This is a genomic window from Marinilactibacillus sp. 15R, from assembly GCF_001895285.1.
Taxonomy (GTDB): Bacteria; Bacillota; Bacilli; order Lactobacillales; family Carnobacteriaceae_A; genus Marinilactibacillus; species Marinilactibacillus piezotolerans.
In genome coordinates this window covers 899,242-925,903 of record NZ_CP017761.1, presented here as the reverse complement: position 1 = coordinate 925,903, position 26,662 = coordinate 899,242, and the positions used below count along the sequence as shown (strand labels likewise).

Genomic DNA, 26,662 nt, shown 5'->3' with positions numbered 1-26,662 from the left:
TAGATCAATTACATTCCAGTATACGAGGCAAGATTTTGAAATTTCCATTCAAGCGAACTTCAAAGTACAAGTGAACCCAGTTAATAGAAACATCTGTGCTCCGATATTCAACCTATTACTTCCCTTATTTTGCTTTATCTCCAATATCTTTACGGTAAATAAACTGTTCATCATTTAACTTGCTTAATTCATTATAAATTTTCCCTTGTGCCTGTTCAACTGTCTCTCCATAGGCTTCTAATAAGTAGACTCGTCCGCCATTGGAAATCAGTTGTGTTCCTTTACTTTTCACGCCTGCATAATAAATATTCATTTCAATTGAATCCAGGATCTCTAATGGAACACCTTTTGAATAGGCTTCTGGATAACCTTTTGCTGCAACAACGACACCTAAATCCACACCGGTTTCTTTCCATTTCAAAAGTGGTTCTTCATTGTTTAAGATAGTGGTAATTATTTCTGCCAAATCGGACTCTAGTCTGTTTAAGACAACTTGAGTTTCTGGGTCTCCAAATCTCGCATTGAATTCGATTGTTTTCGGACCTGTTTCAGTTACCATTACTCCAGCATATAATACTCCTGTAAAAGGCGTCTGATTTTCAACCATTCCTTGTGCAGCAGGCTTAAGAATTTTCTCTATGGATTCATCTACTATTTCCTTTGAAATATGGGAAACTGGAGAATACGCTCCCATACCCCCAGTATTGGGACCTTTATCTTGTTCTAGTAATCTTTTATGATCTTGAGAAATCTGCATTGGATAAACTTTTTCTCCATTCACAAAAGCCATTAGAGAAAACTCTTCTCCCTTTAAGCATTCTTCGATTACAACTGTTGAAGCAGACTTTCCATACTTATTTTCTTGCATCATTTCTGTCAAAGCCACTTGTGCTTCCTCTATCGTTTCCGCTACTACTACACCTTTCCCAGCAGCTAATCCATCTACTTTAATAACGATTGGGGCTCCTTGTTCATCAATGTATCGCTTCGCTTTTTCATATTGATTAAACGATTTATATTTGGCTGTGGGGATTTGCTTTTTGATCATTAATTCTTTTGCAAATTCTTTAGAAGCTTCAATTTTTGCGGCTCTTTTTGAAGGTCCGAATACTTTTAGTCCTGCATCTTTAAAGTCATCTGCTAATCCGTTAAGCAAGGGCACTTCTGGGCCGATAATCGTCCACTCGATATTGTTATCTTTCGCAAATTTTATCAATTGCGTATGCTCTAATTGGTCAATATCTATAACTTCTATACCATCTTTTTTCATTCCCGCATTACCGGGAGCACAAAATACAGTTTTTACTTTCGCACTTTGTTTTAACTTTTTAGCTAATGCATGTTCACGTCCTCCACTACCGATAACAAATAGATTCATAACAGTTCCTCTTTTCACAGGTTATGTAAAAAACGAAAGAGATCCTACTCTCTTTCGTTCGTTCTTTAATGTCTGAAATGACGAGTAGCAGTAAAGACCATGGCAATACCATACTCATTTGCCTTATCAATAGAAGCTTGATCTTTAATACTTCCACCGGGCTGAATGATTGCTTTTATGCCATGTTTTGCTGCATATTCTACACTATCATCCATTGGGAAAAAGGCATCACTTGCCAGCACTGCACCTTCAGCCTGGCCTTCAGCTTGCTCGATTGCAATTTTAACTGCTCCAATTCGGTTCATCTGTCCAGCACCAATTCCTAGTGTCTGGGTTGTATTACCGACAACAATGGCATTACTTTTAACATGTTTTACAACTTTCCAATTTAACGCTAATGCTTTTATTTGTTCGTCTGTTGGCTTTGTTTCCGTAACGACTTTCCATTCAGGCTTGTCCGATTCAGCTATCCAATCCTGATCCTGAATCAGTAAACCACCTAGAACAGAGACCATTTCTTTACCCGCTTCAGCAGCTTTAGAAAAATCCAGTTCCAGTAGTCGGATATTTTTCTTGGAGCTCAGTAAATCGAATGCCTCTTTTGAAAAAGAAGGAGCAATAACGATTTCCAAAAAGATTTTATGCAATTTCTCCGCTACGGCAAGAGAGACTTCACGGTTTAAAACAACGATACCCCCAAAGATAGAGATACTGTCTGCTTCATATGCACGGTTAAAAGCTTCTTCAATTGTTTCGCCAATTCCGATTCCACATGGATTCATGTGTTTCACCGCGACTGCAACCGGTTCGTCAAATTCACGTGCCATACGAATCGCTGCATCTGCATCTTTAATATTGTTGTATGACAGTTCCTTCCCATGTAACTGTGTTGCTTTTGCGATAGAAAACCCACTCGCCATAGGATCTTCGTAAAATACTGCCGACTGGTGGCTGTTTTCTCCATAGCGCAGGGATTGCTTTTTATTATAAGTAACGGTTACCGACTCTGCGTCTTCTTCTCCCGACAGTTCAGTTAAGTAATCTGCAATCAGCGCATCATAGCTAGCTGTATGACGAAACACTTTAGCAGCTAACGCTTTTCTGGTTTCTAAGCTTGTTTGGCCATTTGTCTGCAGTTCTTCTATTACCTTTGTATAATCTGCTGCATCAACAACTACTGTGACAGACGCAAAATTCTTTGCCCCACTGCGCAGCATACTTGGGCCACCAATGTCGATTTGTTCAATCGCTTCTTCTGGTGTTACATCCGTTTTTGAAATCGTCTCTTTGAATGGATAAAGGTTTACGCAGACAAAGTCGATTGGTTGGATGTTGTGCTCTTTCATTGCATCTAAGTGACTATCTAAATCTCTACGACCAAGTAGTCCTCCATGAATCAAGGGATGCAAAGTTTTGACCCGTCCATCCATCATCTCTGGAAATCCAGTTACTTCATCAATAGAAACAGTGGGTACGCCGGCTTCATCCAGCACATTTTTTGTTCCCCCTGTTGAAACAATTTCAACTTGCTGCTTGACTAAAGCTTGTGCGAACTCCACAATATTTGTTTTGTCTGAGACACTGATCAATGCTCGTTTCATTTATCTATCTGCTCCTTTTGTAGCTTTTCAATATACTGTTGAATGACTGCTGGATACAATTTATGTTCTACTCTGTGTATCCTTTCTTCAAGAGAATTGAGTATTTCTTCGGGTTCAATTCTGATTCTTTCTTGTGCCAATATTGGTCCTGTATCAATCCCCTGATCTACTAAATGAACCGTTACACCAGTTTCTATTGCTCCATCATTATAAGCATCCTTGATTCCTTGTTTTCCAGGATAAGCAGGCAGCAAAGAAGGATGGATATTCAAAATCTTCTCAGGATAAGCTTCAAGTAATGTATCTCCTACAATGCGCATGTATCCTGCCAAAACAATCAGATCGATCGAATGTGCTCGTAATTGCTCTAATATTTTTAATTCAAATTCCTTTTTTGATATAAAAGACTTAGGCAAAATAACTGCGGCAGGAACCTTTAATTTTTCAGCTCGTTTTAAAGCATAAGCCTCAGCATTATCACAAACCAGCAATTCAAGATTTCCCTTGATTTTCCCCTGTTTGACTGCTTGGGCAACAGCTTCAAAATTTGTTCCGCTTCCCGAAGCAAAAATGGCGATTTTAATATTTTTTTCTTTATTCAAACACAATCGCCTCATTTGTATCTCCTGAAGATTCAACAACTTCACCTATTATAGCAGCTTTTTCTCCCGTATGTTTTAGCTCTTTCAGAACTTTCTCAACCTTATCTTCAGAAACGGCTAGTACCATACCGATGCCCATATTGAAAATCTCATACATCTCTTCAGACTTTAATTGCCCTTTTTTTTCAAGCAATTTAAAAATACCCGGTATTTCCCAAGTTCCTTTTTTTATCTTAGCTGTCAATCCTACCGGAAGCATTCTAGGAAGGTTTTCTACAAATCCCCCTCCAGTGATGTGCGAAATCCCTTGTATCAATTGTTCTTTTATTAAAGGCAAAACGGCTGCCACATAAATTCTTGTTGGTTCCAACAGCTCTTCCCCAAGCGTTTTGCCGTTTAATTCTTCAAACATCGTTTCCAATGTATATCCGTTCTCATCAAAAAACACTTTTCTGACTAATGAATATCCATTTGAATGAATACCGCTTGATGGCAGTCCGATCAATTTGTCTCCAGCTTTTACTTTATCTGCTGTGAGCACTCCGGATTTTTCTGCTACCCCTACACAAAATCCTGCAAGGTCATACGCAGTTTCTTCATACATATCTGGCATCTCAGCTGTTTCTCCCCCAATTAACGCTGCGCCCGCTTGTACACACCCATCAGAAATTCCGGCAACGATTTGTTCCATTCGTTCTGGAACAGTTTTTCCTGTTGCAATATAATCTAGAAAATAAAGAGGTTCAGCTCCCTGAGCCAGAATGTCATTCACACACATTGCGACACAGTCAATTCCAATTGTGTTGTGCTTGTCTTGCTGGATAGCCAGCAACAGTTTGGTTCCTACGCCATCAGTTCCCGAAACGAGCACAGGTTCTTTTACTTTTATCTTAGATAAGTCAAAGGCCCCACCGAAACCACCTAAAGCGCCCATAACGCCTAATCGTTCTGTTCGTTTTGCATGTTTCTTGATGCGTTCAACCGTTTCGTACCCTGCTTCAACATCTACCCCAGCGTTGGCATAAGCATTTCCCATAGCGCCATACCTCCTGTTTTTACTTTAATTGAAATATACGTTTTTTATGTTAATAGTGGATCACGTTCATTAATCTTTTCCAGTGTATTCCTATAGTCTGTTTCGTAATCATATAATGGCGTTGGATAATCACCAGTAAAGTAAGCCATACATAAGCCATTGTAAGGTGCGTCAAATTGTAGTCCAATAGATTCTACTGTTCCATCTACGCTTAAAAAGGATAAGCTGTCTGCTCCAATGGTTTCCCGGATTTCTTCCACTGTCTGCTCCGCTGCAATTAATTCTTTCTGATTTTGGATATCGATTCCATAAAAACATGGATATTTTAGTGGCGGTGAAGAGATTCGAACATGAACTTCTGCTGCACCGGCATCTTTCAAGAGCTGTACGATCCGTTTACTTGTAGTACCACGAACGATCGAATCATCAACCATGATCACTTTCTTCCCTGCTACGACCCCGCTGACAGCTGATAATTTCATTCGTACACCTTGTTCCCGCAATTCTTGCGTCGGTTGAATGAACGTTCTAGCAACGTACTGATTTTTCACTAATCCCATTTCATAAGGAATCCCACTTTCTTCTGCATATCCACTTGCCGCAGATAACGAAGAATTCGGCACACCTATCACCATGTCTGCTTCGATCGGCGCTTCCTGTGCGAGTCTTCTACCCATATTTTTTCTGGCCGTATGCACATTTACGCCTGCAATATTAGAGTCGGGTCTAGCAAAGTAGATGTATTCCATAGAACAGATTTGAAGCATTGTATCTTCTGTATATTTCTCGATCTGGTAACCATCATCATTTACGATGACGATTTCTCCAGGTTGAACAGAACGAACAAACGTCGCTCCAACTACATCTAATGCACATGTCTCACTTGCCAAAACATAAGCACCATTCTCCAACTGCCCGATCGACAGCGGTCTGAAACCATTCGGATCAAGTGCTCCAATCATGGCATCTGGAGTCAGAATCAAGTAGGCAAATGCGCCTTTAATGGCGTTCAAGCTTTCTTTGATTCTTTCCATCAGCGTGCTTTGTTTACTTCTGCGAATCAGATGCATCAAGATCTCTGTATCAGAATTAGAATGGAAAATTGCACCTTCTTTTTCTAGACCTTTTCTCAAAGTCGTCGCATTGATTAGATTCCCATTATGCGCGAGCGCCAATTCTTCATCATGAAACTTGAACAAGAAAGGCTGAATATTTAAAATACTGTTGCTTCCTGCTGTACTGTACCGAACATGACCAATTGCTGCGTCTCCTGTCAATCGTTCGATTTCTCTTTCATCCTTGAACACTTCTGAAAGCAAACCTAAATCTCGGTGTCCTTTTAAACGACCATGATTATTGGCAACAATCCCCGCTCCTTCTTGACCGCGGTGCTGCAGGCTATGCAATCCAAAGTAATTCAGTCTTGCTGCCTCTGAGTGTCCCCAGACACCAAAGATACCGCACTCTTCATTTAAGCTTTTGATTTCAGCAACCAAGGAATCGCCTCCTCCCATACCTTTTTTAGTTCATTGGTTTCTAATTCGGTTTTCTCATCTTGTGTTTTTATGACGACTGTTTTTGAATCTGTCACTTTACCGATCTCAGTAACATCTTGATCAAATAATGCTTTTACTGCCGTTGCATTTTCGGGTTTCACTGACAGTACGAATCTGGATGGTGATTCAGAGAATAACCACTCTTTTGGCATATCAACCGTCACGTCCATACCGAATCCTTTTTTAAAGGCTGATTCTGCTAAAGCTACTGCTAGTCCACCTTCAGAAAGGTCATGAGCACTTTGAATCCATCCTCGTCTGATCGCTTCCAATACTTTATCTTGAATGTCCTTTTCTTTTTCAATATCAAAGTCGAAAAGTTCACCTTCTATACGACCAAGCTGCATTTTCTGAATTTCCGTTCCGTTAAAGTCAGGTTTTGTTTCGCCAACTACAAAAATCTTATCCCCAATTTGTTTAAAGTCAGAAGTGGTTACATGAGCGAGTTCTTTGACTAACCCGACCATCCCGATCATTGGTGTAGGATAAATGGCTTCACCGTTCGTCTCATTGTATAAAGAAACATTTCCCGAAATCACTGGGGTTCCAAGTGTTTCACAAGCTTTTGAAATGCCATCAGCAGACGTCCAAAGTTCCCAGAACACTTCTGGTTTATCCGGATTTCCGTAATTCAGACAATCTGTAATCGCTAGTGGTTCTCCTCCGCTTGCTACAATATTCCTTGCTGCTTCTGCGACAGCCATCTGTCCGCCTCTTTCCGGGTTCAGATAAAGGTATCTGGCATTGCAGTCTGTCGTCATTGCTAAAGCTTTCTGGGTTCCGCGAATCCGTAAGACAGCCGCATCGCTTCCCGGTCCTACGACAGTATTCGTGCGGACCATAGAATCATATGTCTCAAAAATCGATTTTTTCGATGCAATCGTCGGCTGCTGCAGTAATTTTTTTAATGTTTCACCTGCATTTTTTACAACCGGTTCAAATGCTTTTAATGCTTTAAATCTTTCAATTCTTTCTGGCTCAGTATAGGGTTTATTGTAAACAGGGGCTTCTTCTGCCAGTGCATCGACCGGCAAGTCCGCTACCTGTTCTCCATTGTGGAATAAACGGTACTGTCCGTCATCTGTTACATGTCCGATATTGACAGCATCTAATTCATACTTTGAAAACAGTTCTTTAACACGTTCTTCTGACCCTTTCGTTACGCAGATCAGCATGCGTTCCTGCGATTCGGATAGCATCATTTCATAAGGCGACATATGGGTTTCGCGTTGCGGAACATCATCTAGATTCAGTACCATACCGCTACCTGCTTTTGAAGCCATTTCTGAGCTAGATGAAACCAGTCCGGCAGCACCCATGTCCTGAATACCGATCAAAATATCTTGATGGTTCTGGATCAGTTCCAGACAAGCTTCCATCAACAGTTTTTCCATGAATGGATCGCCGACTTGAACCGCTGAACGTTCAGATTCTTCTTCATCACTAAATTCTTCAGAAGCAAAAGTCGCTCCGTGAATGCCGTCTCGGCCTGTTTTTGCACCTACATACATAATGGTGTTCCCGACACCTTTTGCTTGGCCTTTTTGAATATCTTTATGGTCGATCAAGCCCACACACATCGCATTGACTAGTGGATTTCCCTTGTATACCAGGTCAAAACCAATTTCCCCACCGACAGTTGGAATGCCGATACAATTTCCGTATCCACCGATACCAGCAACCACTTCTTCTAATAAGTATTTTGTTCGTTCATTGTCTAATTCACCAAAGCGAAGTGAATCCAGTAATGCGATTGGACGCGCACCCATACTGAAAATATCGCGGATAATTCCGCCTACTCCTGTAGCTGCTCCTTCATAAGGTTCTACAGCAGAGGGATGATTATGACTTTCTGCTTTGAAGACGACAGCCTGTCCGTCACCGATATCAACGATTCCGGCACCTTCGCCAGGACCTTGTAAAACTTGAGACCCATTGGTTGGAAACTTACGTAAAACTGGTTTAGAATTTTTGTAAGAACAATGCTCACTCCACATAACTGAAAACAGTCCTGTTTCCGTATAATTCGGTAAGCGTCCCAGAATATCTTCTGAAATCATGCGATATTCTTCATCCGTTAAGCCCCACTCTGCATAGATACGCTGTTCTTTTACGGCTTCTGCTGTTGGTTCCTGGATTGTTTTCATACGTTAGCGGTCTCCTTTACAAAGTTCTTGATCATGGACTGAAAGAACCTTAAGCCGTCACTTGAGCCAAGCAGTTCTTCTGTTGCTCGTTCAGGATGCGGCATCATACCCAGTACATTCCCTTTTTTGTTGATGACTCCTGCGATATCCGCCACTGAACCATTAGGATTCTCTGACGCATAGGTGAAGACGATCTGATTGCTTCTTTCCAGTTCTTCCAAGGTTTCTGGGTCGCAGTAGTAGCTACCTTCTCCATGTGCAATCGGAATCGTTAATTGTTCGCCTTGTTCATATAATGAAGTGAACTTTGTCTCATTATTTTCAACTTTCAATTGAACAGATTTGCAGATAAAATGTAAATGTTTGTTTCTCTGTAACGCACCTGGAAGCAGACCAGCTTCAACTAAAATCTGGAATCCATTACACGTACCGAAAACTGGTTTCCCTTCTTCAGCGAACCGTCTAACTTCATTCATAATATTTGAAAAACGAGAGATTGCGCCACTTCTCAGATAATCCCCATACGAGAATCCTCCAGGTAAAAGTACCCCATCAAATCCTTCTAAACTGGTTTCCATATGTGAGACGTATTCAGCTTCTTCACCTACGCCGTCTCTGATTGCATGAAGCAGATCGACGTCACAATTTGAACCCGGGAATTGAATCACTGCAAAACGCATGCTTATACCGTCTCCTTTACTGCTTCGATTTCATAACGGTAACTTTCCATTACTACATTAGCGAGCAACTTATCACAAATGGTTTCAATCGTTTCTTCGACTGTTCTATCTTCTTGTTTCGCTACTTTGATTTCGAAATATTTTCCCATTCTGATATCTTCGATCTCATCAAAACCCATACGATGAACAGCACCACGTACCGCTTCGCCTTGAGGATCTAGAATGGATTCTTTGTAGGTTACATATACTTTTACGTTATACATGATTGGCTCTCCTTTTAAAGTTGGTTTAAACGATTCAAAACTTCCTGATAAAGCGGAATAATGTCTCCCAGATCTTTTCTGAACACATCTTTATCCAGGCGGTCATTTGTATCCAAGTCCCATAAACGACAAGTGTCTGGTGAAATTTCATCTGCCAGTACGATTGATCCATCATTTGTCTTTCCGAATTCCAATTTGAAATCAACTAGTCGAATGTTCATTTTTTCAAATAATCCAATCAACACTTGATTAATTTCCATTGCCTTTTTCTTGATTTCAAAAACTTCCTCATCCGCAGCAAGCTTTAACACACGGACATGATCATCATTGAGAATAGGATCGTTCAATGCATCTTCTTTTAAATAAAATTCTAATATGGGGAATGAGAGTTTTTCTCCTTCTTCTACGCCTAAACGCTTGGAAAAACTTCCTGCAGCTACGTTACGAACGACAACTTCCAGTGAAAACATACTGACTTTTTGTATGAGTTGCTCTGTTTCAGAGAGTTGTTTAATGAAGTGACTATTGATTCCTTTTACTTTTAACTTTTCAAATAGCATACTAGTAATTTGGTTATTCAATTTACCCTTACCGGTAATATTCTCTTTCTTGGCACCATTACCTGCTGTTGCCTGATTTTTATATTTGACCCAAAGAATATCTGGTTCATCTGTCTCATAAAGCTCTTTCGCTTTTCCTTCGTAAATCAACTCTTTTTTTTCCAAATCAGGTTCTCCTCTCAAGAATAAACAAACAAAAAACGAACTATTTTTATCAACACATCAATCAATGTATTTATTTAACTTCATACTAAATACACTCGCTATCATAGTCAACCTACTAACGAGTATTTGTCATCCTATTTTAATATATAGTTCGTGTTTTAAAATTTTAAAGGTTTATGCAAAAAGATAACCTGTATATATTAGCTAAAAAGCGAACAATAACCCTACCTACTGTTTGTTAAGCAGTGTTGAATGGAATCAACATTGCTTGTATAAACTCATTGTTTTTATATTAGATTTTTGTTATAGTAATGGATACTTACTTTTAGGAAGAGAAGTGACATTTAATGATGAAAATTGAAGTATGGTCAGATTACGTTTGTCCATTTTGTTATATTGGTAAAAGAGAATTAGAACAAGCGATTAGAGAAACTGGGTTGGCAGGTAAAGTTGAGGTTGAATTTAAAGCTTATGAGCTTGATCCGACAACTTCTATCGAAGATAACGCTCCAGTAAAAGAAAGCTTAATGCAGAAAAAAGGAATGTCCGAAGCTCAGATCGAAGGAATGTTCGAAAGTGTAACAGATCGCGCGAAGTCTGTAGGCTTGAACTACAACTTTTCCAAAATGAAGAATGCAAATACAAAAAAAGCGCATCGTCTGGCTAAATTTGCGGAGAGCCAAGGCAAAGGGTTAGAAATAGATGAGGCTTTATTGTCTGCTCACTTCACAGATAATCTTGCATTAAATGATAACGAAGTTTTGTTGAGTGTTGCAGAATCAGTGGGATTATCTCGCGATGATGCTCAAGCAGTACTTTCTAGTGATCAATATGCAGATGAAGTCGTTCAAGACATACAAGAAGCAAGAGCTATCGGCTTACAAGGAGTTCCTTTCTTTGTACTAGAAAGAAAATATGCCATCTCAGGTGCGCAACCACAGACATTGTTTCAAGATACACTGAAAAAAGTTGCCGATGAAATGGGTATCAAGCCTGATTTACAAGTGGTCGGCGGCAGCACTGACAGCTTATGTGAAGACGGCAGCTGTGCGTTTTAAAGACTACTATCGAAAAATGCTCTATACACTCTACATTTTCAGAGTGTATAGAGCATTTTGTATGTTACTTAACTAGTTTTTTCATTGTATTCTCTTTTTCTGAAAGTCGACCTTCGTAGTCATTGATCTTATAATCTAATCGGTTTAGAACTTGTTCCATTTCTTCTTTTTTCTTCAGTAGATTTTCACGTTCTTCTACTAATATTTGTTTTCTTTTTTCTAACGCTTCATCTGCACCCTTTCTAACAAGCTGAGTATATTCTCTCAACACATCAAGAGGTAACCCAACTGAACGCATACATTTTACGAAATCAATCCATTTCAGATCCTGTTCATCAAATATACGTACACCTGATTCATTTCTGGTTATTGGAGGGATCAGATCAATACTTTCATAATATCGGATAGTCGACGGAGTCATATTCATCTCTTCTGCTACTTTTGATATATTCATATTACGGCCTCCTTCAATATGCACTTAGTATATCACCTGAAGTTAACTTTAAGTAAAGAGAAAGAGCTCTTATTTTTCAAAGTATTTATCCATCATTTGAAAAATATGATCTCTTTAGCACTAGATTCTTCCTGCGAAGTTTCCCAGGAATCGATTGCAGCTAAGTAATGCATTAGATAGAAATTCTTTTCTTCAATATCACTAAGTGTCAGTCCTCTTAACAGTATGTAATCTTGGTATAAGAGATTGCTGTCTACTTCCTGCAAGCCAAAGGTTTCATCCCCAATGACCATAATTTTAGGATCATCAAAATATGGTAGATACATATTACGTCCTAGAGCCAATATCTCTTCATAGTACAATCGACTTTTAGCATTTTCTACCACTGTAAATAAGTGTAGATTAATTGCTTCTCCTCTATATTCCGGCTGTAAACGAATGTTATTTTCAAATATTTCTCTTTGAACAGGTGCTAGAATACTTAAATCCCATTCTCTTAAATCCACTAAATCTCTGAGAACTTCCAAGTCGCTTTTCTTTTCTTCAATGATAATCAATCTGTCTCGATATTTTTTTAATAAATAATTTAATCGATCCATTTCCTAACCTCCTTCTCAAAATGCTCTCTTCTCTTTTTTACTATACCCTTCAGAATTATCTTGTTCAATAAAAAAATAGGAGCAACGTATCGTTGCCCCATGGCTTCAAACCTTTCTTAGCTAGAAAACTAATTTTGACTATTTATTGGGATCCGAAAGTGCTCCGACTACATTATGAGGAACATATAATTCTTCCAGATACTCTATTTCTTCTTTCGTTAATGAAATTTTTAGAGCCGCTACGGCATCATCCAGATATTTTTCTTTCGTTGCACCGATGATTGGTGAGACCACTTGTGGTTTGTGTAGTAACCAGGAAAGTGCCAATTGTGCTCGAGGAACACCTTTTTTCTCAGCTAGTTCTGCTAGACGATTTACAACTTCTTTATCCTGCTCTTCTGTCGATCCGTATTTCGATTTTTGTACTTGATCTGTTTCAGAGCGCTTTGTCTGAACGGACCAGTCTCGAGCAAGTCTGCCTGAAGCTAAAGGACTGTAAGGTGTTAACGCTATGTTCTGATCTTCACAGAAAGGAATCATTTCCCGTTCATCTTCTCTATAAATCATATTATAGTGATTCTGCATGGAAACAAACTTCGTCCAACCATTTTTTTCAGCCACATACTGTGCTTTCTGGAACTGCCAAGCATACATTGCCGATGCGCCAATATAGCGGACTTTTCCGGACTTAACTACATCATGTAAAGCTTCCATCGTTTCTTCGATTGGAGTATTATAATCCCAGCGGTGAATGATATATAAATCAATATAGTCCATGTCTAGCCTTTCTAAGGTCTGATCGATCTCATGTAAAATTGATTTTCTTGAAAGTCCTTTCGCATTAGGTCCATCATGTATATCAAAATAAACTTTAGAAGCAACCACAATTTTCTCTCTATCAGCATAATCTTTTAAGGCACGACCTAGGATTTTTTCGCTTTCCCCTTTTGAATAGATATTTGCAGTATCAAAGAAATTGATTCCAAGATCTAGTGCTCTTTTAATAATCTTGCGACTGTCTTCTTCTTTCAAAACCCAGTCATGTGTCCATTTTTCAGGGTCACCGAAACTCATTGCGCCTAAGCAGATTGGTGTAACATCCATACCTGTGTTGCCGAATTTAACTGTTTCCATTCTGTCGCTCTCCTTTTCTTATTAGATACCTTAACTTTATCACTTAAAGTTCAGTTTAAGTCAAGAAATAACTTCTACATATTACAAACAAAAACAAGCAGAAAAGTTCAATCACTTCTCTGCTTGTTAAATACTATAAAGTTATCCTAAATTTTCACCATTTGATTCAATGACTTTTTTGTACCAGTAGAATGAGTCTTTTCTTGAACGGTCAAGTGATCCGTTACCGAAGTCATCTTGATCCACATACACGAAACCGTAACGTTTAGACATTTCACTTGTTGAGGCACTGACTAGATCAATACATCCCCAACTGGTGTATCCTAGTAAGTCTACTCCGTCTTTAACAGCTTCTTTCATTTGTTCAATGTGTTTTCTCAAGTAGTCGATGCGGTAATCATCATGGATACTGCCATCTTCTTCTACTTTATCATAAGCGCCTAAACCATTTTCTACGATGAATAAAGGTTTTTGGTAACGTGAATACATATCATTTAATGTGTAACGTAATCCAACTGGATCAATTTGCCATCCCCAGTCCGACGTTTCCAGATAGTTATTCTTCACTCCACCAAACAAGTTTCCGCCTACACTATCATCACTTGCTTTTGAACTAACAGATAGTGACATGTAATAACTGAATGAAATAAAATCAACTGTATAAGCTTTTAAGATTTCATCGTCTCCACGTCTTTTTTGAATATGAATATCATTTTCTTCAAAGTAACGATTCATATAACTTGGATACTCTCCACGTGCATGTACATCAGTAAAGAATAAATTTAATTGATTTTCATGTTGAGCTAACAGTACATCTTCCGGATTATTCGTTTCTGGATAGAATGTAGAGCGTGCCAGCATACAACCGATTTGGAATTCAGGATTGATTTCACGAGCCAGTTTAGTCGTTAATGCACTCGCTATAAACTGGTGATGTGCTGCCTGATAGCTTAGTTGAAGAGGATTTTCAGTATCGTCCGTCAATACTCCTGCTCCAGTATACGGGCTCATAGTGATAATGTTGATTTCATTAAAAGTCAACCAGTACTTTACTTTGTCTTTATAACGCTTGAATACAGTTTCTGCGTAGTTCAAGAAGAAGTCAACGACTTTTCTATCTGTCCAGCCATTATAGTTCAAAGTCAGACCCAAGGGTGTTTCATAATGAGAAAGGGTAACAAGCGGTTCAATTCCATATTTTATACACTCATCAAAAACTTTATCATAAAATGCTAGTCCTTCTTCATTCGGTTCTGTATCATCTCCATTTGGAAAGATACGAGCCCAGTTGATAGAAATTCTAAATACTTTAAAACCCATTTCAGCTAATAATGCAATATCTTCTTCATATCTATGATAAAAGTCAGTACCAAATCTTTTCGGGAATGTTGCGTCCGATTTACCTTCTAAAATTTCTTTAATTTCTTCTTTTGAAACGTCTAGCGCATGTCCCCCAGTACGTTCTTCTTTTGGAACGAATTTCACCATATCAGCTGTCGATAATCCCTTACCGCCTTCGTTATATGCACCTTCGTACTGATTAGCGGCAGTTGCACCGCCCCATAAAAAATCTTTTCTAAATCCTTTAATTGACAAGAGTATTCCACCTTTCAATATTTAATTGAATGGGCAGTAAAAGAATACTGCCCGGTTCAATTTTATTATATTACAACCGTCATCAAATAATCACTTGAAGCAATTAATTTTTCATCTGTTGTCAAAAGATCCAGATAATTATCTGCATTCGTTATTAAAACTGGTGTTGTGACCGGATAACCGGCTTCTTTGATTGACTCGATATCAAATTCAATCAATGTCTGCCCCACTTCTACATCATCCCCATTTTCAACATATGCTGTAAACCCTGCTCCGTCAAGCTGAACAGTGTCCATTCCAACATGAATGAGTAATTCTACTCCTTCATCACTTGTAATTCCAATTGCATGACCTGTTGGGAATAAAGCAGTTACTTTTCCTTTAACTGGAGAAACGACTTTTCCTTCTGTTGGTTCTATTGCGATTCCTCTACCCATGGCTCCTGAAGAAAATGCTTCATCTTTTACTTCACTTAATGGTAAAATTGAGCCTGATACTGGACTTTCAATCACTTCTTTTTCAACATATGACTCACCGTTCGCTTGAACGATGGCTCCTTCAGTTGTTGTTGCATTTTTAGTTTCAATTCCTTGATCTGTTGCTACTTCTTCATCTCCAAATAGCGTACCAAATCCTACTAAATAAGTCACCACAGCTCCAAATACAACTGCTATTAGTGAAATTGCGATAATAATATATAGGTTCCCAACACCTGCTACTTCCGGATTCAAGAAGTTTGTATAACCAAATACACCTAAACCACCGATAATGTAACCTCTAGTATCAATCAATGCTAGGGCTGCACCACCAAGTGCACCACCTATACAAGAAATAATAAATGGTTTTCTAAGTGGCAAAGAGATACCATATATTGCCGGTTCAGTTACTCCGAAGAAACCTGAAATAATAGCAGGAATAGCTAGTGTTTTTACTTTGGTTTCTTTAGTTTTTAATAATACACCTATGATTGCGCCAGTTTGTGCAAATGAAGCAATAAATGACAGGGCTAGAATTGGATCAAATCCATAGACTGATAGATTATTAATTGCCACTGGAACAAGTCCCCAGTGTAATCCGAAAATAACTAGTACTTGCCAGAATCCGCCAATCAATAAACCTGCAATTACTGGACTGAAGTTATATATTCCTAATGTTGCTGCACCAATTAAATTAGCTGCAATATTCGCTACGGGTCCAATTACAATAAATGTTAGTGGAACAACAACCAACAATGTTAAAAATGGTACTAGGAACAATTTAACAACATCTGGAATAACCTTTTTCATAAATTTTTCAACTTTAGATGCAAACAAAACTCCTAGTATAATAGGAATAACGGTTGAACCATATCCACCTTGAGGCAAGATTACAGGTATTCCTAGAAATTCTAGAACTACTGGTGAAGCAAATACAGAACCTTCAAATAGTGTATATAATGTCTCTCCACCTGATAATCCTGCAATATCTGGATATACCAGAGCTCCTCCTATCGCCATACCAATAAATGGTGCTAAATTAAGTTTTTTAGAAGCTGTATAACCTAAGAAAATCGGGAAGAAATAGAACAATGCGTCTCCTGTAGCATTCAATACCTGATAAGTTCCTGATGTATTTGTCAACCATCCTAAAGCGAGGAATAAGGCATTAAATCCTTTAATCATCCCTGTCGCTGCTAAGACTCCTAGTACTGGCTGGAAGATACCTGATACTAAATCAATAAACTGATCAAAAGGATTCCCTTTTTCTCCAGTATCGTCATTTGAATCAGTTACATTCCCTAAGTTACCTTCTTTAACGACTTGGGCATATACGTCTGGAACATGGTTACCAATAACAACTTGGTATTGTCCACCACTCTTCATAACGGTCACGACCCCATCCATTTTTTTCAGATGCTCCGTGTTTGCTTTTTCTTCATCTTTCAATTTAAAGCGAAGTCTTGTAATACAATGTGTTAAACTGTTGACATTTTCTTTACCCCCAACGTTGTCGAGGATCTCTTTTGCCAATTCTTCATAAGCCATTTCTTTTCCTTCTTTCTTTTCTTTTTTAATTATTTACATTTATGATATTAAAAAAACCTAAACTAATAGTCAGAAATACCAGATTTCCCCTTGAGGAAAAGTATTTGACTATCAACTTAGGTTTTGCCTGCATCTAGTAAATTAGACCAGTAACAATCCATCTGTGATAGATTATTCTTCAGTTGTAACGCGTTGAATATGGATAGCTAGATATAATTGTTCATCTGTTGTCAACATAGTCCTTTGCGTATTGGAAAGATATTCATTTATCCGTTCAGTACACTTAAAAGCTTTCTCATATTTATGTTTAACTTGTTCATAAAGAAAATTATCCCCTGACTCTTTTCTTTCTTGCTGCAGTAAGCGCCTTGCAAAATATTGAAGATGAGTAATAAATCTAGTATATTGAAAAGACTCTTCATTAAAAGTTGTTCCATAATAATAGCTGACGATATTTAAAATATCTTGGACCATTTCAGTCATTTTTATCGTGACTTGAAGGTCTTGTTCATCTTGCCTAGCGTTTACGATATGAAGTGCAATTGCAGCTGCTTCTGTTTGAGGAAGTTGAATATTTAGATTTTTTTCAACAAGTTCTAAAGCTTTTAATCCAATTTCATGTTCAATCTTATAATACCGTTTAATTTCCCATGTTAGTGGACTTTTAATGTCTAATCCTTCTTTAGCTCGACTAATTGCATAACTTAGGTGATCTGGTAAAGTAAGATAAATATGGTTACTCAATCGCGCTCGCAGAACACCTTGTGCATATTTTATCACGTTTGTAGCAACCTCAAGAATATCAGGATCAATATCTCGATATAGTGTTAACAAGTGTTCCATTACATCTTGACCTTCCGGAACAAATGTTTTTTCTATTTTATCCTCTTCAATCTCATCTCCAGGATGTTTTTGAAAGGCAATCCCTCTTCCCATCACGACCATTTCCTGATCGGATTCGTTAAATGCTAACACCACGTTGTTATTCAATACCTTCTCTATTTTCATTTCACTTTTGTGACACCCCCACGTAAAAATTTATTAAAAAAAACCTAAACTCATCCCAAAACTACTGACAAAGAGTTTCTGCTCTTCTATTAAGTAGTTTTCAGATCAATTTAGGTTTTGCCCGGACAAATTACTTGAGTCCAGTTACAATCCTTAACATTGAAAGACTGTTTATTTATCTGTTAAAGCTACTATAACATGTGTTAAAAAACCTTGCAAGCGTTTTTTTAAATATTTTTTTGCACTCTATAGCTATAATTTATAAAAAGTCATCTTCTTAAACATCAAAAATGACTTCTTATACCCTATTTAAATTATTTAGAAACCTCATTTTCGCTTTTACCAGTTTGAATTATATCCCGGGCACTTCCTAGTGCACTATCAACCATATTTTGTACCGCTACAGTCGTATAAAATCCAATATGTGGCGTAATCAATACATTATTCATATGCATTAATTTCTCTAAGTTCTTACCTGGTAATTCTTTACCTGACAAATCATGATTGAAAAAATATTGTTCGTTAGGTAATGTATCTAGAGCGGCTCCCGCTATTGCTTTCTTTTCCAGTGCTTGTATCATTGCTTCTACATCAATGACTGGACCACGTGCTGCATTGATGAGATAAGCGTCTGGTTTCATTAGTTTTAATGCTTCTGCATCTATTAAATGTTTCGTTTTTCCATCTAAGGGAACATGCAGGCTTACAATATCTGCTTTTTCTAAAACTTCTTTTTGAGAATTCATATAAGTTAAAGTGTCTTTCAAATCTTCTATCTGAACCGGATCATACCCTATTACATGAGCGCCTAATGCTTTGAATAACCTTGCTGCTGTTCCACCAATTTTCCCTGCTCCAATGATTCCAACAGTTAAGGTATTGATTTCTTTAGCAATCATTCCTCCCCAACGAAAGTCTCCACGGGACATATTATCTTCTACAATTGGGTTATTTCTAATCAGACGCAGTGCCTGCATAACGACTAGCTCTGCTACAGACGTTGGTGAATAGGCCGGTACATTGGTGACTTTCAGCTGATATTTTTTTGCAAATTCCAAGTCAATAATATCATATCCAGCGGTTCTTAATGAAATCTGTTTGATCCCAAATTCTTTTAGTTTTTCATAGATTCTTTCTTCTATTATGTCTATTCGCTGCTGTATGCAGATTCCATCATAGCCATTAACCTGTTCTATATTCTCAAGAGTCAATGGTACAGTTACTTGTGTTACCTCTATACCATTGCGTTCTTCCCAAGCCTTGATAGCTGGTCTTTCATCTTCTCTTACACTAAATACAAGTAATTTCATTTATAACTCTCCACTCCATTAAACTATTACCCTTTACATAATTTGCTGATAAAAAATCTCTTCGTAAGAATTTGACATCTATACAAAGAGATTTGTTTTATTATCCTAGTCCTACTCGTTCAAATATCTCATTGACATTTTTCAAATGGTAATTGTAATCAAATGCGTCCTCTACATCTTCTTTAGTCAGATATGACATGATGGTTTTATCTTCTAAAACAAGTTGCCGGAATGGTTTCTGTTCATCCCAGCTTACCGCTGTTTGTGGCTGGACCATGTCATAGGCTTCTTCACGGCTCAATCCTTTATCAATCAGCTTCAATAAAACACGTTGGCTATAGATCAGACCTAATGTAGCATCCATATTGCGTTTCATATTTTCCGGGAACACAGATAAGTTACGAACAATATTCGCAAAACGGTTCAGCATGTAATTCAGCAAAGTTGTACTGTCTGGTAAAATAATACGTTCTGCTGATGAATGAGAAATATCACGTTCATGCCACAAACTGACATTCTCATATGCTGTAATCATATGTCCGCGAATCACACGGGCCAATCCGGCCATATTTTCCGAACCGATTGGATTACGTTTATGCGGCATTGCTGAAGAACCTTTTTGCCCTTTTGCAAAACCTTCTTCTACTTCGCGTGTTTCGGACTTTTGAAGTCCTCTGATTTCAGTAGCAAATTTTTCTACACTTGTAGCAATTAATGCAATAGAACTTACATACTCAGCATGCAAATCTCGGGGTAAGACTTGTGTAGAAATTTCCTGCGGGCGTGTTCCCAGTTTTTCACAGACATATTTTTCTACAAAAGTAGGAATGTTAGCAAATGTCCCAACAGCTCCACTGATTTTCCCTGCTTCCACACCTTCAGCAGCGTGCTCAAATCGTTCAATGTGGCGCTTCATTTCTGAGTACCATAAAGCCAATTTCAGTCCAAATGTAGTGGGTTCTGCATGGACCCCATGAGTCCTCCCCATGGTAACCGTATATTTATGTTCTTTTGCTTTGTCACCAATCACTTCAAGTAAATTCTGCAAGTCTTTTCGTAAAATATCGTTGACCTGTTTCAGTTGATATCCATATGCTGTATCTACCACATCTGTACTTGTTAATCCGTAATGAATCCATTTCTTTTCGTCACCAAGCGATTCTGATACAGCACGCGTAAAAGCAACAACGTCATGTCTAGTTTCCTTTTCAATTTCTAATATACGTTCAATATCAAAGGAAGCATTTTTACGTATCTTTTCTACATCTTCTTTAGGAATCTCTCCTAGTTCTGCCCATGCTTCATCTGCTAAAATTTCTACTTCTAACCATGAATTATAACGATTTTCTTCTGACCAAAGTTGCTTCATTTCAGGTCGTGTATAGCGTTCAATCATTTTATGACTCCTCTATTCCCTTTAAAAGGTTTTCTACCAGATTTTTGTTTCATTGACTTCTTTTAAAGTTTTGTCTATATTATCGGTCAAAATAGTAATATGTCCCATCTTACGTCCAATTTTCACATCAGCTTTTCCATAGTCATGCACATGCCAGGATGGTTTGGATTCATTCAACTCAAGTGATTTTTCTAAATGCTCCCCTAAGATATTTACCATGACCGCAGATTTCAAAAGTTCTACTTTAGGCAGACTATAACCGCAAATGGCGCGAATGTGCATATCAAATTGTGAATCTGAACAGGCTTCTATCGAATAATGCCCTGAATTATGCGGCCTTGGAGCCAGTTCATTGGCATAGATATCCTCATCTTTCGTTATGAATAACTCTATTCCCAAAACACCTACCAGCTGAATCTTTTCAGCGATTTTTTCAGCGATTTTCTTTGTTTCTTCCTGAACTTTTTCAGAAACTCTTGCAGGTATAATACTTTTAAGTAAAATATTATTTTGATGAATATTCTCAGAAACAGGAAATGTTGAGATATGGCCTCTCTCGTTTCTAGTCACCATAATAGATACTTCTTTTTCAAATTCAACCCATTTTTCTAGGATACATATACCATTTTCAAGTAAAAGAGCGGCTTCAGATATGTCTGCTTTAGTTTTTAAGACATATTGCCCTTTACCGTCATATCCTCCTTGAACAGTTTTCAAAACAGCTGGATAACCCAACTCTTGTATCGAATCATTTAATTCTTCTACAGTTTTAATTTTAGCATAGGCAGCGACTGGAATCCCTGATTTTTTCAAAAATTCTTTTTCTTTTAATCGATTTTGAGTAATCAAAAGCAAATTTGTTCCTTGAGGTACCCTAACTTGGTCTATCACTTTTTTAATCGTGCTGGCGTCTACATTTTCGAATTCATAAGTCAAAACATCACTGATTTCTGCCAATTTATTCAAAGCTTCTGCATCATTATATGCGGCTTCAATATGGTGATCAGCAACCTGAGCTGTTGGACAGTTTTTTGTCGGATCTAAAACGGCTATTTTGTATCCACGTTCTTTTGCTGAAAATGCCATCATTCTTCCCAGTTGTCCACCACCAATAATACCAATTGTACTTCCTGGTTCGATTAAATTAGACAAGATCTTCACTACTTTCTAGGACTTTTTGTTTGAGCGTTTCTCTTCTATTATCAATCCGTTGAGCAAGTTCTATATTCGTTATTCCGAGTATCTGAGCTGCAAGCAATCCTGCGTTTGTTGCACCGGCTTTGCCGATCGCGACAGTTGCGACTGGAACTCCACCAGGCATTTGTACAATAGACAATAATGAATCCAATCCGTTAAGCGCTCGCGATTGTACAGGCACTCCGATAACCGGTAATGTCGTTTTAGCTGCAACCATCCCCGGTAAGTGCGCTGCTCCACCTGCTCCGGCAATAATGACTTTAATGCCCCTATCTCTTGCAGATTCTGCAAATTCAAACATCAATTCTGGTGTCCGGTGAGCTGATACGACTTTTTTTTCATAATCTACAGCTAATTCATCTAATATTTCGCAAGCAGGTTTCATCGTCTCCCAATCTGAAGTACTTCCCATAATTACCGCTACTTCTACTGTCAAAAAAATGCCCCCTATTGTATGAATATTAATCTTCACAAACTATTCTTCTGTATTTTAACAATAAAAAGGCGATATAAAAAGCTTTAGTCGAACTTTTATCATCTTTTAAATAATATTGTTCGTTTTTGAATAAAAAATAATTTAGCTCATTACCCATGTGCCTACTTTTTACATAAATACATTCATGTAGATATGATCACTGAAATAGTAAAGCAACACTACTTTAAATAAATTACCAAACGACATTATTGATTCTCTCCATCAATATAGTTTGCTCGTAAGTAAACAATTTATTTCCATTATCAAATATCCTATTACAATTTTAACTTTTTATAGTGTATACTAACTAAAAAAAAGGTAGTGATAAATATGAGCGACAGAGATAAACAAAATAAACATACTAGAGAGAGCAATATTAGCAGTTCTATGCATGCCCGTGTTAATGTAGGTCGTGACTTGAATAGTAACACTGATAATAGTGGTCTCTTTGGACATTTTGATGTCGGCAGCATGAATAACAAAGATGAAAAGGGATCAAGTTCAGGTTCTACTTCATTTCTGCACACCGTTCTTTTTTATGTGATCGGGATTGGTTTAAGTATTGCATTTATGCTCATAGGTTTATGGATATTTAATGATTATTTTAATAGCACTGAATCAAACGAATTCTGGCCATCAGCAGCTTCAATTGTTGTTCCTCTTATTTTAGGATTTATTAGTTCAAAGTTAATCTTAATCAAAATCAATAAATTTCTTTAAACAATAGTTTGATCCTAAACATACTTATTAAAAATTTAAAGCGTCAAGTAGTTTTTATTTTAGAAACACATAAACATTCATGTAATGATTTCCTTAATAAAATGACAATAAGATATTCAAAATGGACCTTTTTTAATTATAAAATAAAAAAGGTCTCTAGAATATTCTGCAGTTATGATTTTATTGCTAAACTTAAATCCTATACACTTTCAAACTAATAGTAAACCATCAACATCTTGTATTCGAATTATTTTGTGTGTTATTTGCTTAATATAGCCTTTATCTTCTAATTCATTAAACTTGCGACTGATTGTTTCTGGTGTCGTTCCTAAATAGGAAGCCAAGTCTTTTTTACTCATTGGTAAAATCAGTTCATTCTCTCCTGTTTTTTCCTCACTAAGACTTTCTACCAAAAATAAAGCAATACGTGTTTCTACTTTTTCAGTTGAAAAGCGGGTAGCTTGTTTTTCAGATGCCTCCAGTCGATTAGAAAATTCTGCAAGAACTTTCAGAGAGATAGAAGGATATTTCAATAAGAATTCTTGTATATCTGCTCGTTTAATCATGCAAATTTTTGTATCCATAACCGCTTCAGCATATGATTCATGTGTAGACTCTGAAAATAGTGCCATTTCACCAGTAAAATCTCCTGGGTTTAAAAAACGGACTAATTGTTCTTTTCCAGATTCGGCTAATCTATAGATTCGTACTCTCCCTTTATTGATAATATAAAGAGAATCAGACTCATCTCCTGCATGGTAAATTAGTTCGTTTTTCTTATAAGATACAGATTGAGTCGTTACCATAATTTCTGCTAGCTGTGTATCTTCTAAGTGATTAAAAATCGGCACTAATGAGACACATGCTTTGTGTGGGTCACTAGCATGATCATGTTCTGCATTATAGCTCATTTTATTCCCTCCATTAAACTATATTTCCTAATCCACTAATGATTTCTCTCTTAAAGTATATCAGTATTTTATCTTTTGTATTAAGAAAAACTTCTTTTTCTTGTTTATTATTTGAAAGAACCTGCCATATAATCAAAAGAATATGACAGGTGCCTTTCGAAATACTATTCTTACTCCTCTTCCTCTCCTTTTAGAGCTGACTTATTAAGAAAAGCTTGTAACATCCAAATTGTTTTATCTAGATAATTTTTATAATTAATCATCATATCTTCGAGTACATCATCTTTTTCATTCTGCGCTAAACGAATTGTCCTTATAGCTAGATCTCTGGTGATTCGGAAGTCATCTACTAAATTTCCAACCATTTTTTCGGCTGACATGTATTTATCTTGAGCAGCTTCCGAAACTAAACTATACTTCATGTATTCCTCAGTAGTAGAGGCAGGTTTAGCTCCTGAAGCAATTAAGCGTTCTGCAATCTCATCATAATATTTACTGTTTTCATTATATAATTCTTCAAATTTTTCATGTAACGAAAAGAAATTTGGACCTTTAACGTACCAGTGGTATTGATGTAATTTCACATTCAAGATACCTTGATTAGCAATAATATGGTTAGTCATAGCTGCTGCAGTAGGATTATGATGATCATGTTCTCTCTCATTTTGTGCAATTTCTTTTTCGAGTAACTCTTCAGGTGTATATTTTTCAGTCATTTTAATTCCTCCTATTAGTTTTAAATATAAACTGTAATACGTTTTTCCTTTCATCCCCCCTTTCAAATAAATTTTTATTTTAATCAAGCTTTTGCAGGTACACTTTCTAACCTTTTGCTAGAATGCATATTCTTATGATTAAATCGGATCAAGCGCATAGCATTCAAAATAACTACCAGTACACTTGCTTCATGAATAAACATCCCAGATGCTAAATGGACACTTCCCATCAGAACACCTATTAGCAAGATCGCTACAACACCAACTGCAATAAAGATATTTTGTTTCATATTTCTAATGGTTACCTTAGACAGTAAATAAGCATGAGAAAACTGCATTAATTTATCTGCCATCAAGACAACATCCGCTGTTTCCATTGAGATGTCTGTTCCGCCTTCACCCATGGCTAAGCCAATATCAGCTGTTGCAATCGCAGGTGCATCATTAATCCCATCCCCTGCCATAGCTACAGTATGTCCAGAATTTTTTAGTTCTTTTACGTAGTTCACTTTTTGTTCTGGCAATAATTCAGCATGAAACTCGTCTAATTCCAGGGCAGTTGCTACAGCTTTAGCTGTATGTTTGTTATCTCCGGTTAACATCACAATTTTTTTAATTCCATTTTCTCTCATTTGTGCGAGAGCTTTATAAGCATCTTCACGAATTTGATCAGCTATAGAGATCATTCCGGCAATTTTTCCATCAATGACTATAAAAATAGCTGTGTTCCCTTGCTTCTCACGACCTACTGCATACTGTTCAACAGCTTTTACTAAGGAAATCTTTTCTGACTGTAACAGTTTTCGATTTCCCGCAATAATACTATGACCATTGACTTGAGCCTTAATTCCGTTTCCTTTGATTACTTCTCCATCAGATTGTTCCATAGAAGCAAGATCTATTCCTTGGTTTTGAGCTGCTTTTACAATTGTCTGTCCTAAATGATGCTCAGAAATCATTTCTGCTTTGGCGACTAATCCCAACAGGAATTCTTCATCCAAACGATTGAAAGTGTGAATATCTGTTACTTCAGGTTTTCCTTTAGTCAATGTTCCCGTTTTATCAAAAACCAATGTATCTACTTTCGAGAATTTATCCATTATCTCTCCGCCTTTAATCAACACTCCGTTCCTTGCACCATTTCCAATCCCCGCGACATTAGAGACTGGCGCTCCAATAACTAATGCTCCTGGACATGCAATAACTAGAAATGTAATGGCTAAATGAAGGTCTTGAGTAAACAAATAAACAACGATAGCCAACACTACCACAGCAGGAGTATAGATACCCGCAAACTTATCGAGGAATTTTTCAGCTTTTGATTTTGACTCCTGAGCTTCTTCAACTAGCTCAATGACTTTTGCAAATGTAGTGTCATCCCCTACCCTCTCAGCAACGATTTCAATATATCCAGTATCTAAAATTGTTCCACTAAAAACTTTATCCTCAACTGTTTTTGAAGCAGGAATAGATTCTCCTGTAATAGTCGCCTCGTTAATAGAAGCTTTACCAGAAATAATTGAACCATCTACCGGTATTTTCCCACCTGGGCGAATAATGATTCGATCCCCTACTTCAACTTTTTCAATTGCCACTTTTTCTGAATTTCCACCCTCGCGCAAAACAACTGCTTCTTGAGGAGCCATATCTACTAGTTCTCTTAATGAAGATCGGGTTTTTTCTAAAGTTCTCATTTCTAAATAATCTCCGAACAAGAATAAAAATGTTACAACAGAAGATTCTGTGTACTCTCCTATATACAGCGCTCCAAGTACAGCAATACTGACCAATAAATCAATACTGAAAGCCTTCATTCGTATAGCTTGAATAGCCTTAATAAAAATAGGGACACTGGAAATGATCGTGGCGATAATTAAAGCAATATTCTGTAGATTTTCATTTCCTAAGCTCCCTAATACAAATCCTATAACGATTAAAAGACCTGCCAAAGCGGTAATCTGATTTTTATGGTGATTGATATGTCCAATCATTTATCTTCCTCCTATTTTCATACATTACTTTCCAAAAAGTGGTACTTGTTCTTTGCTATATTTAAATTGTATGCTCTCTTGGAAG

General features: G+C 37.4%; 24 protein-coding genes. 2 read left to right on the top strand and 22 right to left on the bottom strand.

Going from position 1 to position 26,662, the window contains the following annotated elements; all coding sequences use genetic code 11:
- Nucleotides 1-124: 124 nt before the first annotated feature.
- From purD to purC, 9 genes are all read right to left on the bottom strand, one after another.
- On the bottom strand, nt 125-1,378 hold the full coding sequence (gene purD / locus BKP56_RS04485; protein ID WP_072693915.1) for a phosphoribosylamine--glycine ligase: 1,254 nt from the start codon (nt 1,376-1,378) through the stop codon (nt 125-127).
- A gap of 65 nt (nt 1,379-1,443) precedes the next feature.
- Nucleotides 1,444-2,979, bottom strand: a complete 1,536-nt coding sequence (gene purH / locus BKP56_RS04480; protein WP_072693913.1) for a bifunctional phosphoribosylaminoimidazolecarboxamide formyltransferase/IMP cyclohydrolase — start codon at nt 2,977-2,979, stop codon at nt 1,444-1,446.
- A complete protein-coding gene (gene purN, locus BKP56_RS04475) occupies nt 2,976-3,563 on the bottom strand; it encodes a phosphoribosylglycinamide formyltransferase (RefSeq protein ID WP_072695967.1) in 588 nt (195 codons plus the stop codon). Before purN ends, purH begins: the two co-directional genes overlap by 4 nt.
- Before the next feature lie 10 nt (nt 3,564-3,573).
- Entirely contained in the window at nt 3,574-4,617 is a 1,044-nt protein-coding gene (gene purM / locus BKP56_RS04470) for a phosphoribosylformylglycinamidine cyclo-ligase (RefSeq protein WP_072693911.1), read from the bottom strand.
- Between the two features lie 44 nt (nt 4,618-4,661).
- The gene (gene purF, locus BKP56_RS04465) at nt 4,662-6,113 is read right to left on the bottom strand and encodes an amidophosphoribosyltransferase (RefSeq protein ID WP_156849220.1); all 1,452 of its coding nucleotides are present in this window, start codon (nt 6,111-6,113) and stop codon (nt 4,662-4,664) included.
- Nucleotides 6,089-8,320: a phosphoribosylformylglycinamidine synthase subunit PurL gene (purL, locus tag BKP56_RS04460; protein ID WP_072693908.1), complete on the bottom strand. Its 2,232-nt coding sequence runs from the start codon at nt 8,318-8,320 to the stop codon at nt 6,089-6,091. Before purL ends, purF begins: the two co-directional genes overlap by 25 nt.
- On the bottom strand, nt 8,317-9,000 hold the full coding sequence (purQ, locus tag BKP56_RS04455; protein WP_072693907.1) for a phosphoribosylformylglycinamidine synthase subunit PurQ: 684 nt from the start codon (nt 8,998-9,000) through the stop codon (nt 8,317-8,319). The genes purL and purQ overlap by 4 nt, the downstream gene beginning before the upstream one ends.
- 2 nt (nt 9,001-9,002) lie before the next feature.
- The gene (gene purS / locus BKP56_RS04450) at nt 9,003-9,263 is read right to left on the bottom strand and encodes a phosphoribosylformylglycinamidine synthase subunit PurS (RefSeq protein WP_072693906.1); all 261 of its coding nucleotides are present in this window, start codon (nt 9,261-9,263) and stop codon (nt 9,003-9,005) included.
- A 14-nt stretch (nt 9,264-9,277) separates the two neighbouring features.
- The gene (gene purC, locus BKP56_RS04445) at nt 9,278-9,988 is read right to left on the bottom strand and encodes a phosphoribosylaminoimidazolesuccinocarboxamide synthase (RefSeq protein WP_072693905.1); all 711 of its coding nucleotides are present in this window, start codon (nt 9,986-9,988) and stop codon (nt 9,278-9,280) included.
- Nucleotides 9,989-10,335: 347 nt separating this feature from the next.
- Between purC and BKP56_RS04440 the strand changes: the two genes are divergently transcribed.
- Nucleotides 10,336-11,046 (top strand): DsbA family oxidoreductase, encoded by a 711-nt coding sequence (locus tag BKP56_RS04440; protein ID WP_198033989.1) that lies wholly within the window; start codon nt 10,336-10,338, stop codon nt 11,044-11,046.
- A gap of 64 nt (nt 11,047-11,110) precedes the next feature.
- Here the strand turns inward: BKP56_RS04440 and BKP56_RS04435 are convergent, their stop codons facing one another.
- From BKP56_RS04435 to purE, 10 genes are all read right to left on the bottom strand, one after another.
- Nucleotides 11,111-11,500 carry a MerR family transcriptional regulator gene (locus BKP56_RS04435; protein ID WP_072693903.1) on the bottom strand — a complete coding sequence of 130 codons (390 nt, stop codon included), beginning with the start codon at nt 11,498-11,500 and terminating at the stop codon, nt 11,111-11,113.
- Nucleotides 11,501-11,592: 92 nt separating this feature from the next.
- Nucleotides 11,593-12,099 (bottom strand): hypothetical protein, encoded by a 507-nt coding sequence (locus tag BKP56_RS04430; protein ID WP_072693902.1) that lies wholly within the window; start codon nt 12,097-12,099, stop codon nt 11,593-11,595.
- A 138-nt stretch (nt 12,100-12,237) separates the two neighbouring features.
- Complete coding sequence (locus BKP56_RS04425) at nt 12,238-13,233, bottom strand: aldo/keto reductase (RefSeq protein ID WP_072693901.1); 996 nt, start codon at nt 13,231-13,233, stop codon at nt 12,238-12,240.
- Nucleotides 13,234-13,374: 141 nt separating this feature from the next.
- Nucleotides 13,375-14,829: a 6-phospho-beta-glucosidase gene (ascB, locus tag BKP56_RS04420; protein ID WP_072693900.1), complete on the bottom strand. Its 1,455-nt coding sequence runs from the start codon at nt 14,827-14,829 to the stop codon at nt 13,375-13,377.
- A 65-nt stretch (nt 14,830-14,894) separates the two neighbouring features.
- The gene (locus tag BKP56_RS04415) at nt 14,895-16,853 is read right to left on the bottom strand and encodes a beta-glucoside-specific PTS transporter subunit IIABC (protein WP_072693899.1); all 1,959 of its coding nucleotides are present in this window, start codon (nt 16,851-16,853) and stop codon (nt 14,895-14,897) included.
- A gap of 171 nt (nt 16,854-17,024) precedes the next feature.
- Entirely contained in the window at nt 17,025-17,861 is an 837-nt protein-coding gene (gene licT / locus BKP56_RS04410; protein ID WP_072693898.1) for a BglG family transcription antiterminator LicT, read from the bottom strand.
- A gap of 314 nt (nt 17,862-18,175) precedes the next feature.
- Nucleotides 18,176-19,171: a D-2-hydroxyacid dehydrogenase gene (locus tag BKP56_RS04405; RefSeq protein WP_072693897.1), complete on the bottom strand. Its 996-nt coding sequence runs from the start codon at nt 19,169-19,171 to the stop codon at nt 18,176-18,178.
- A 100-nt stretch (nt 19,172-19,271) separates the two neighbouring features.
- On the bottom strand, nt 19,272-20,567 hold the full coding sequence (purB, locus tag BKP56_RS04400; protein WP_072693895.1) for an adenylosuccinate lyase: 1,296 nt from the start codon (nt 20,565-20,567) through the stop codon (nt 19,272-19,274).
- 33 nt (nt 20,568-20,600) lie between these two features.
- Complete coding sequence (gene purK, locus BKP56_RS04395; RefSeq protein WP_072693894.1) at nt 20,601-21,719, bottom strand: 5-(carboxyamino)imidazole ribonucleotide synthase; 1,119 nt, start codon at nt 21,717-21,719, stop codon at nt 20,601-20,603.
- Complete coding sequence (purE, locus tag BKP56_RS04390) at nt 21,712-22,176, bottom strand: 5-(carboxyamino)imidazole ribonucleotide mutase (RefSeq protein ID WP_072695963.1); 465 nt, start codon at nt 22,174-22,176, stop codon at nt 21,712-21,714. The genes purK and purE overlap by 8 nt, the downstream gene beginning before the upstream one ends.
- 393 nt (nt 22,177-22,569) lie before the next feature.
- Between purE and BKP56_RS04385 the strand changes: the two genes are divergently transcribed.
- A complete protein-coding gene (locus tag BKP56_RS04385; protein ID WP_072693892.1) occupies nt 22,570-22,959 on the top strand; it encodes a hypothetical protein in 390 nt (129 codons plus the stop codon).
- Nucleotides 22,960-23,168: 209 nt separating this feature from the next.
- Here the strand turns inward: BKP56_RS04385 and BKP56_RS04380 are convergent, their stop codons facing one another.
- From BKP56_RS04380 to BKP56_RS04370, 3 genes are all read right to left on the bottom strand, one after another.
- Complete coding sequence (locus BKP56_RS04380) at nt 23,169-23,870, bottom strand: Crp/Fnr family transcriptional regulator (RefSeq protein WP_072693891.1); 702 nt, start codon at nt 23,868-23,870, stop codon at nt 23,169-23,171.
- A 170-nt stretch (nt 23,871-24,040) separates the two neighbouring features.
- Entirely contained in the window at nt 24,041-24,586 is a 546-nt protein-coding gene (locus BKP56_RS04375; protein WP_072693890.1) for a Dps family protein, read from the bottom strand.
- An 83-nt stretch (nt 24,587-24,669) separates the two neighbouring features.
- On the bottom strand, nt 24,670-26,577 hold the full coding sequence (locus tag BKP56_RS04370; RefSeq protein WP_072693889.1) for a heavy metal translocating P-type ATPase: 1,908 nt from the start codon (nt 26,575-26,577) through the stop codon (nt 24,670-24,672).
- Nucleotides 26,578-26,662 lie beyond the last annotated feature (85 nt).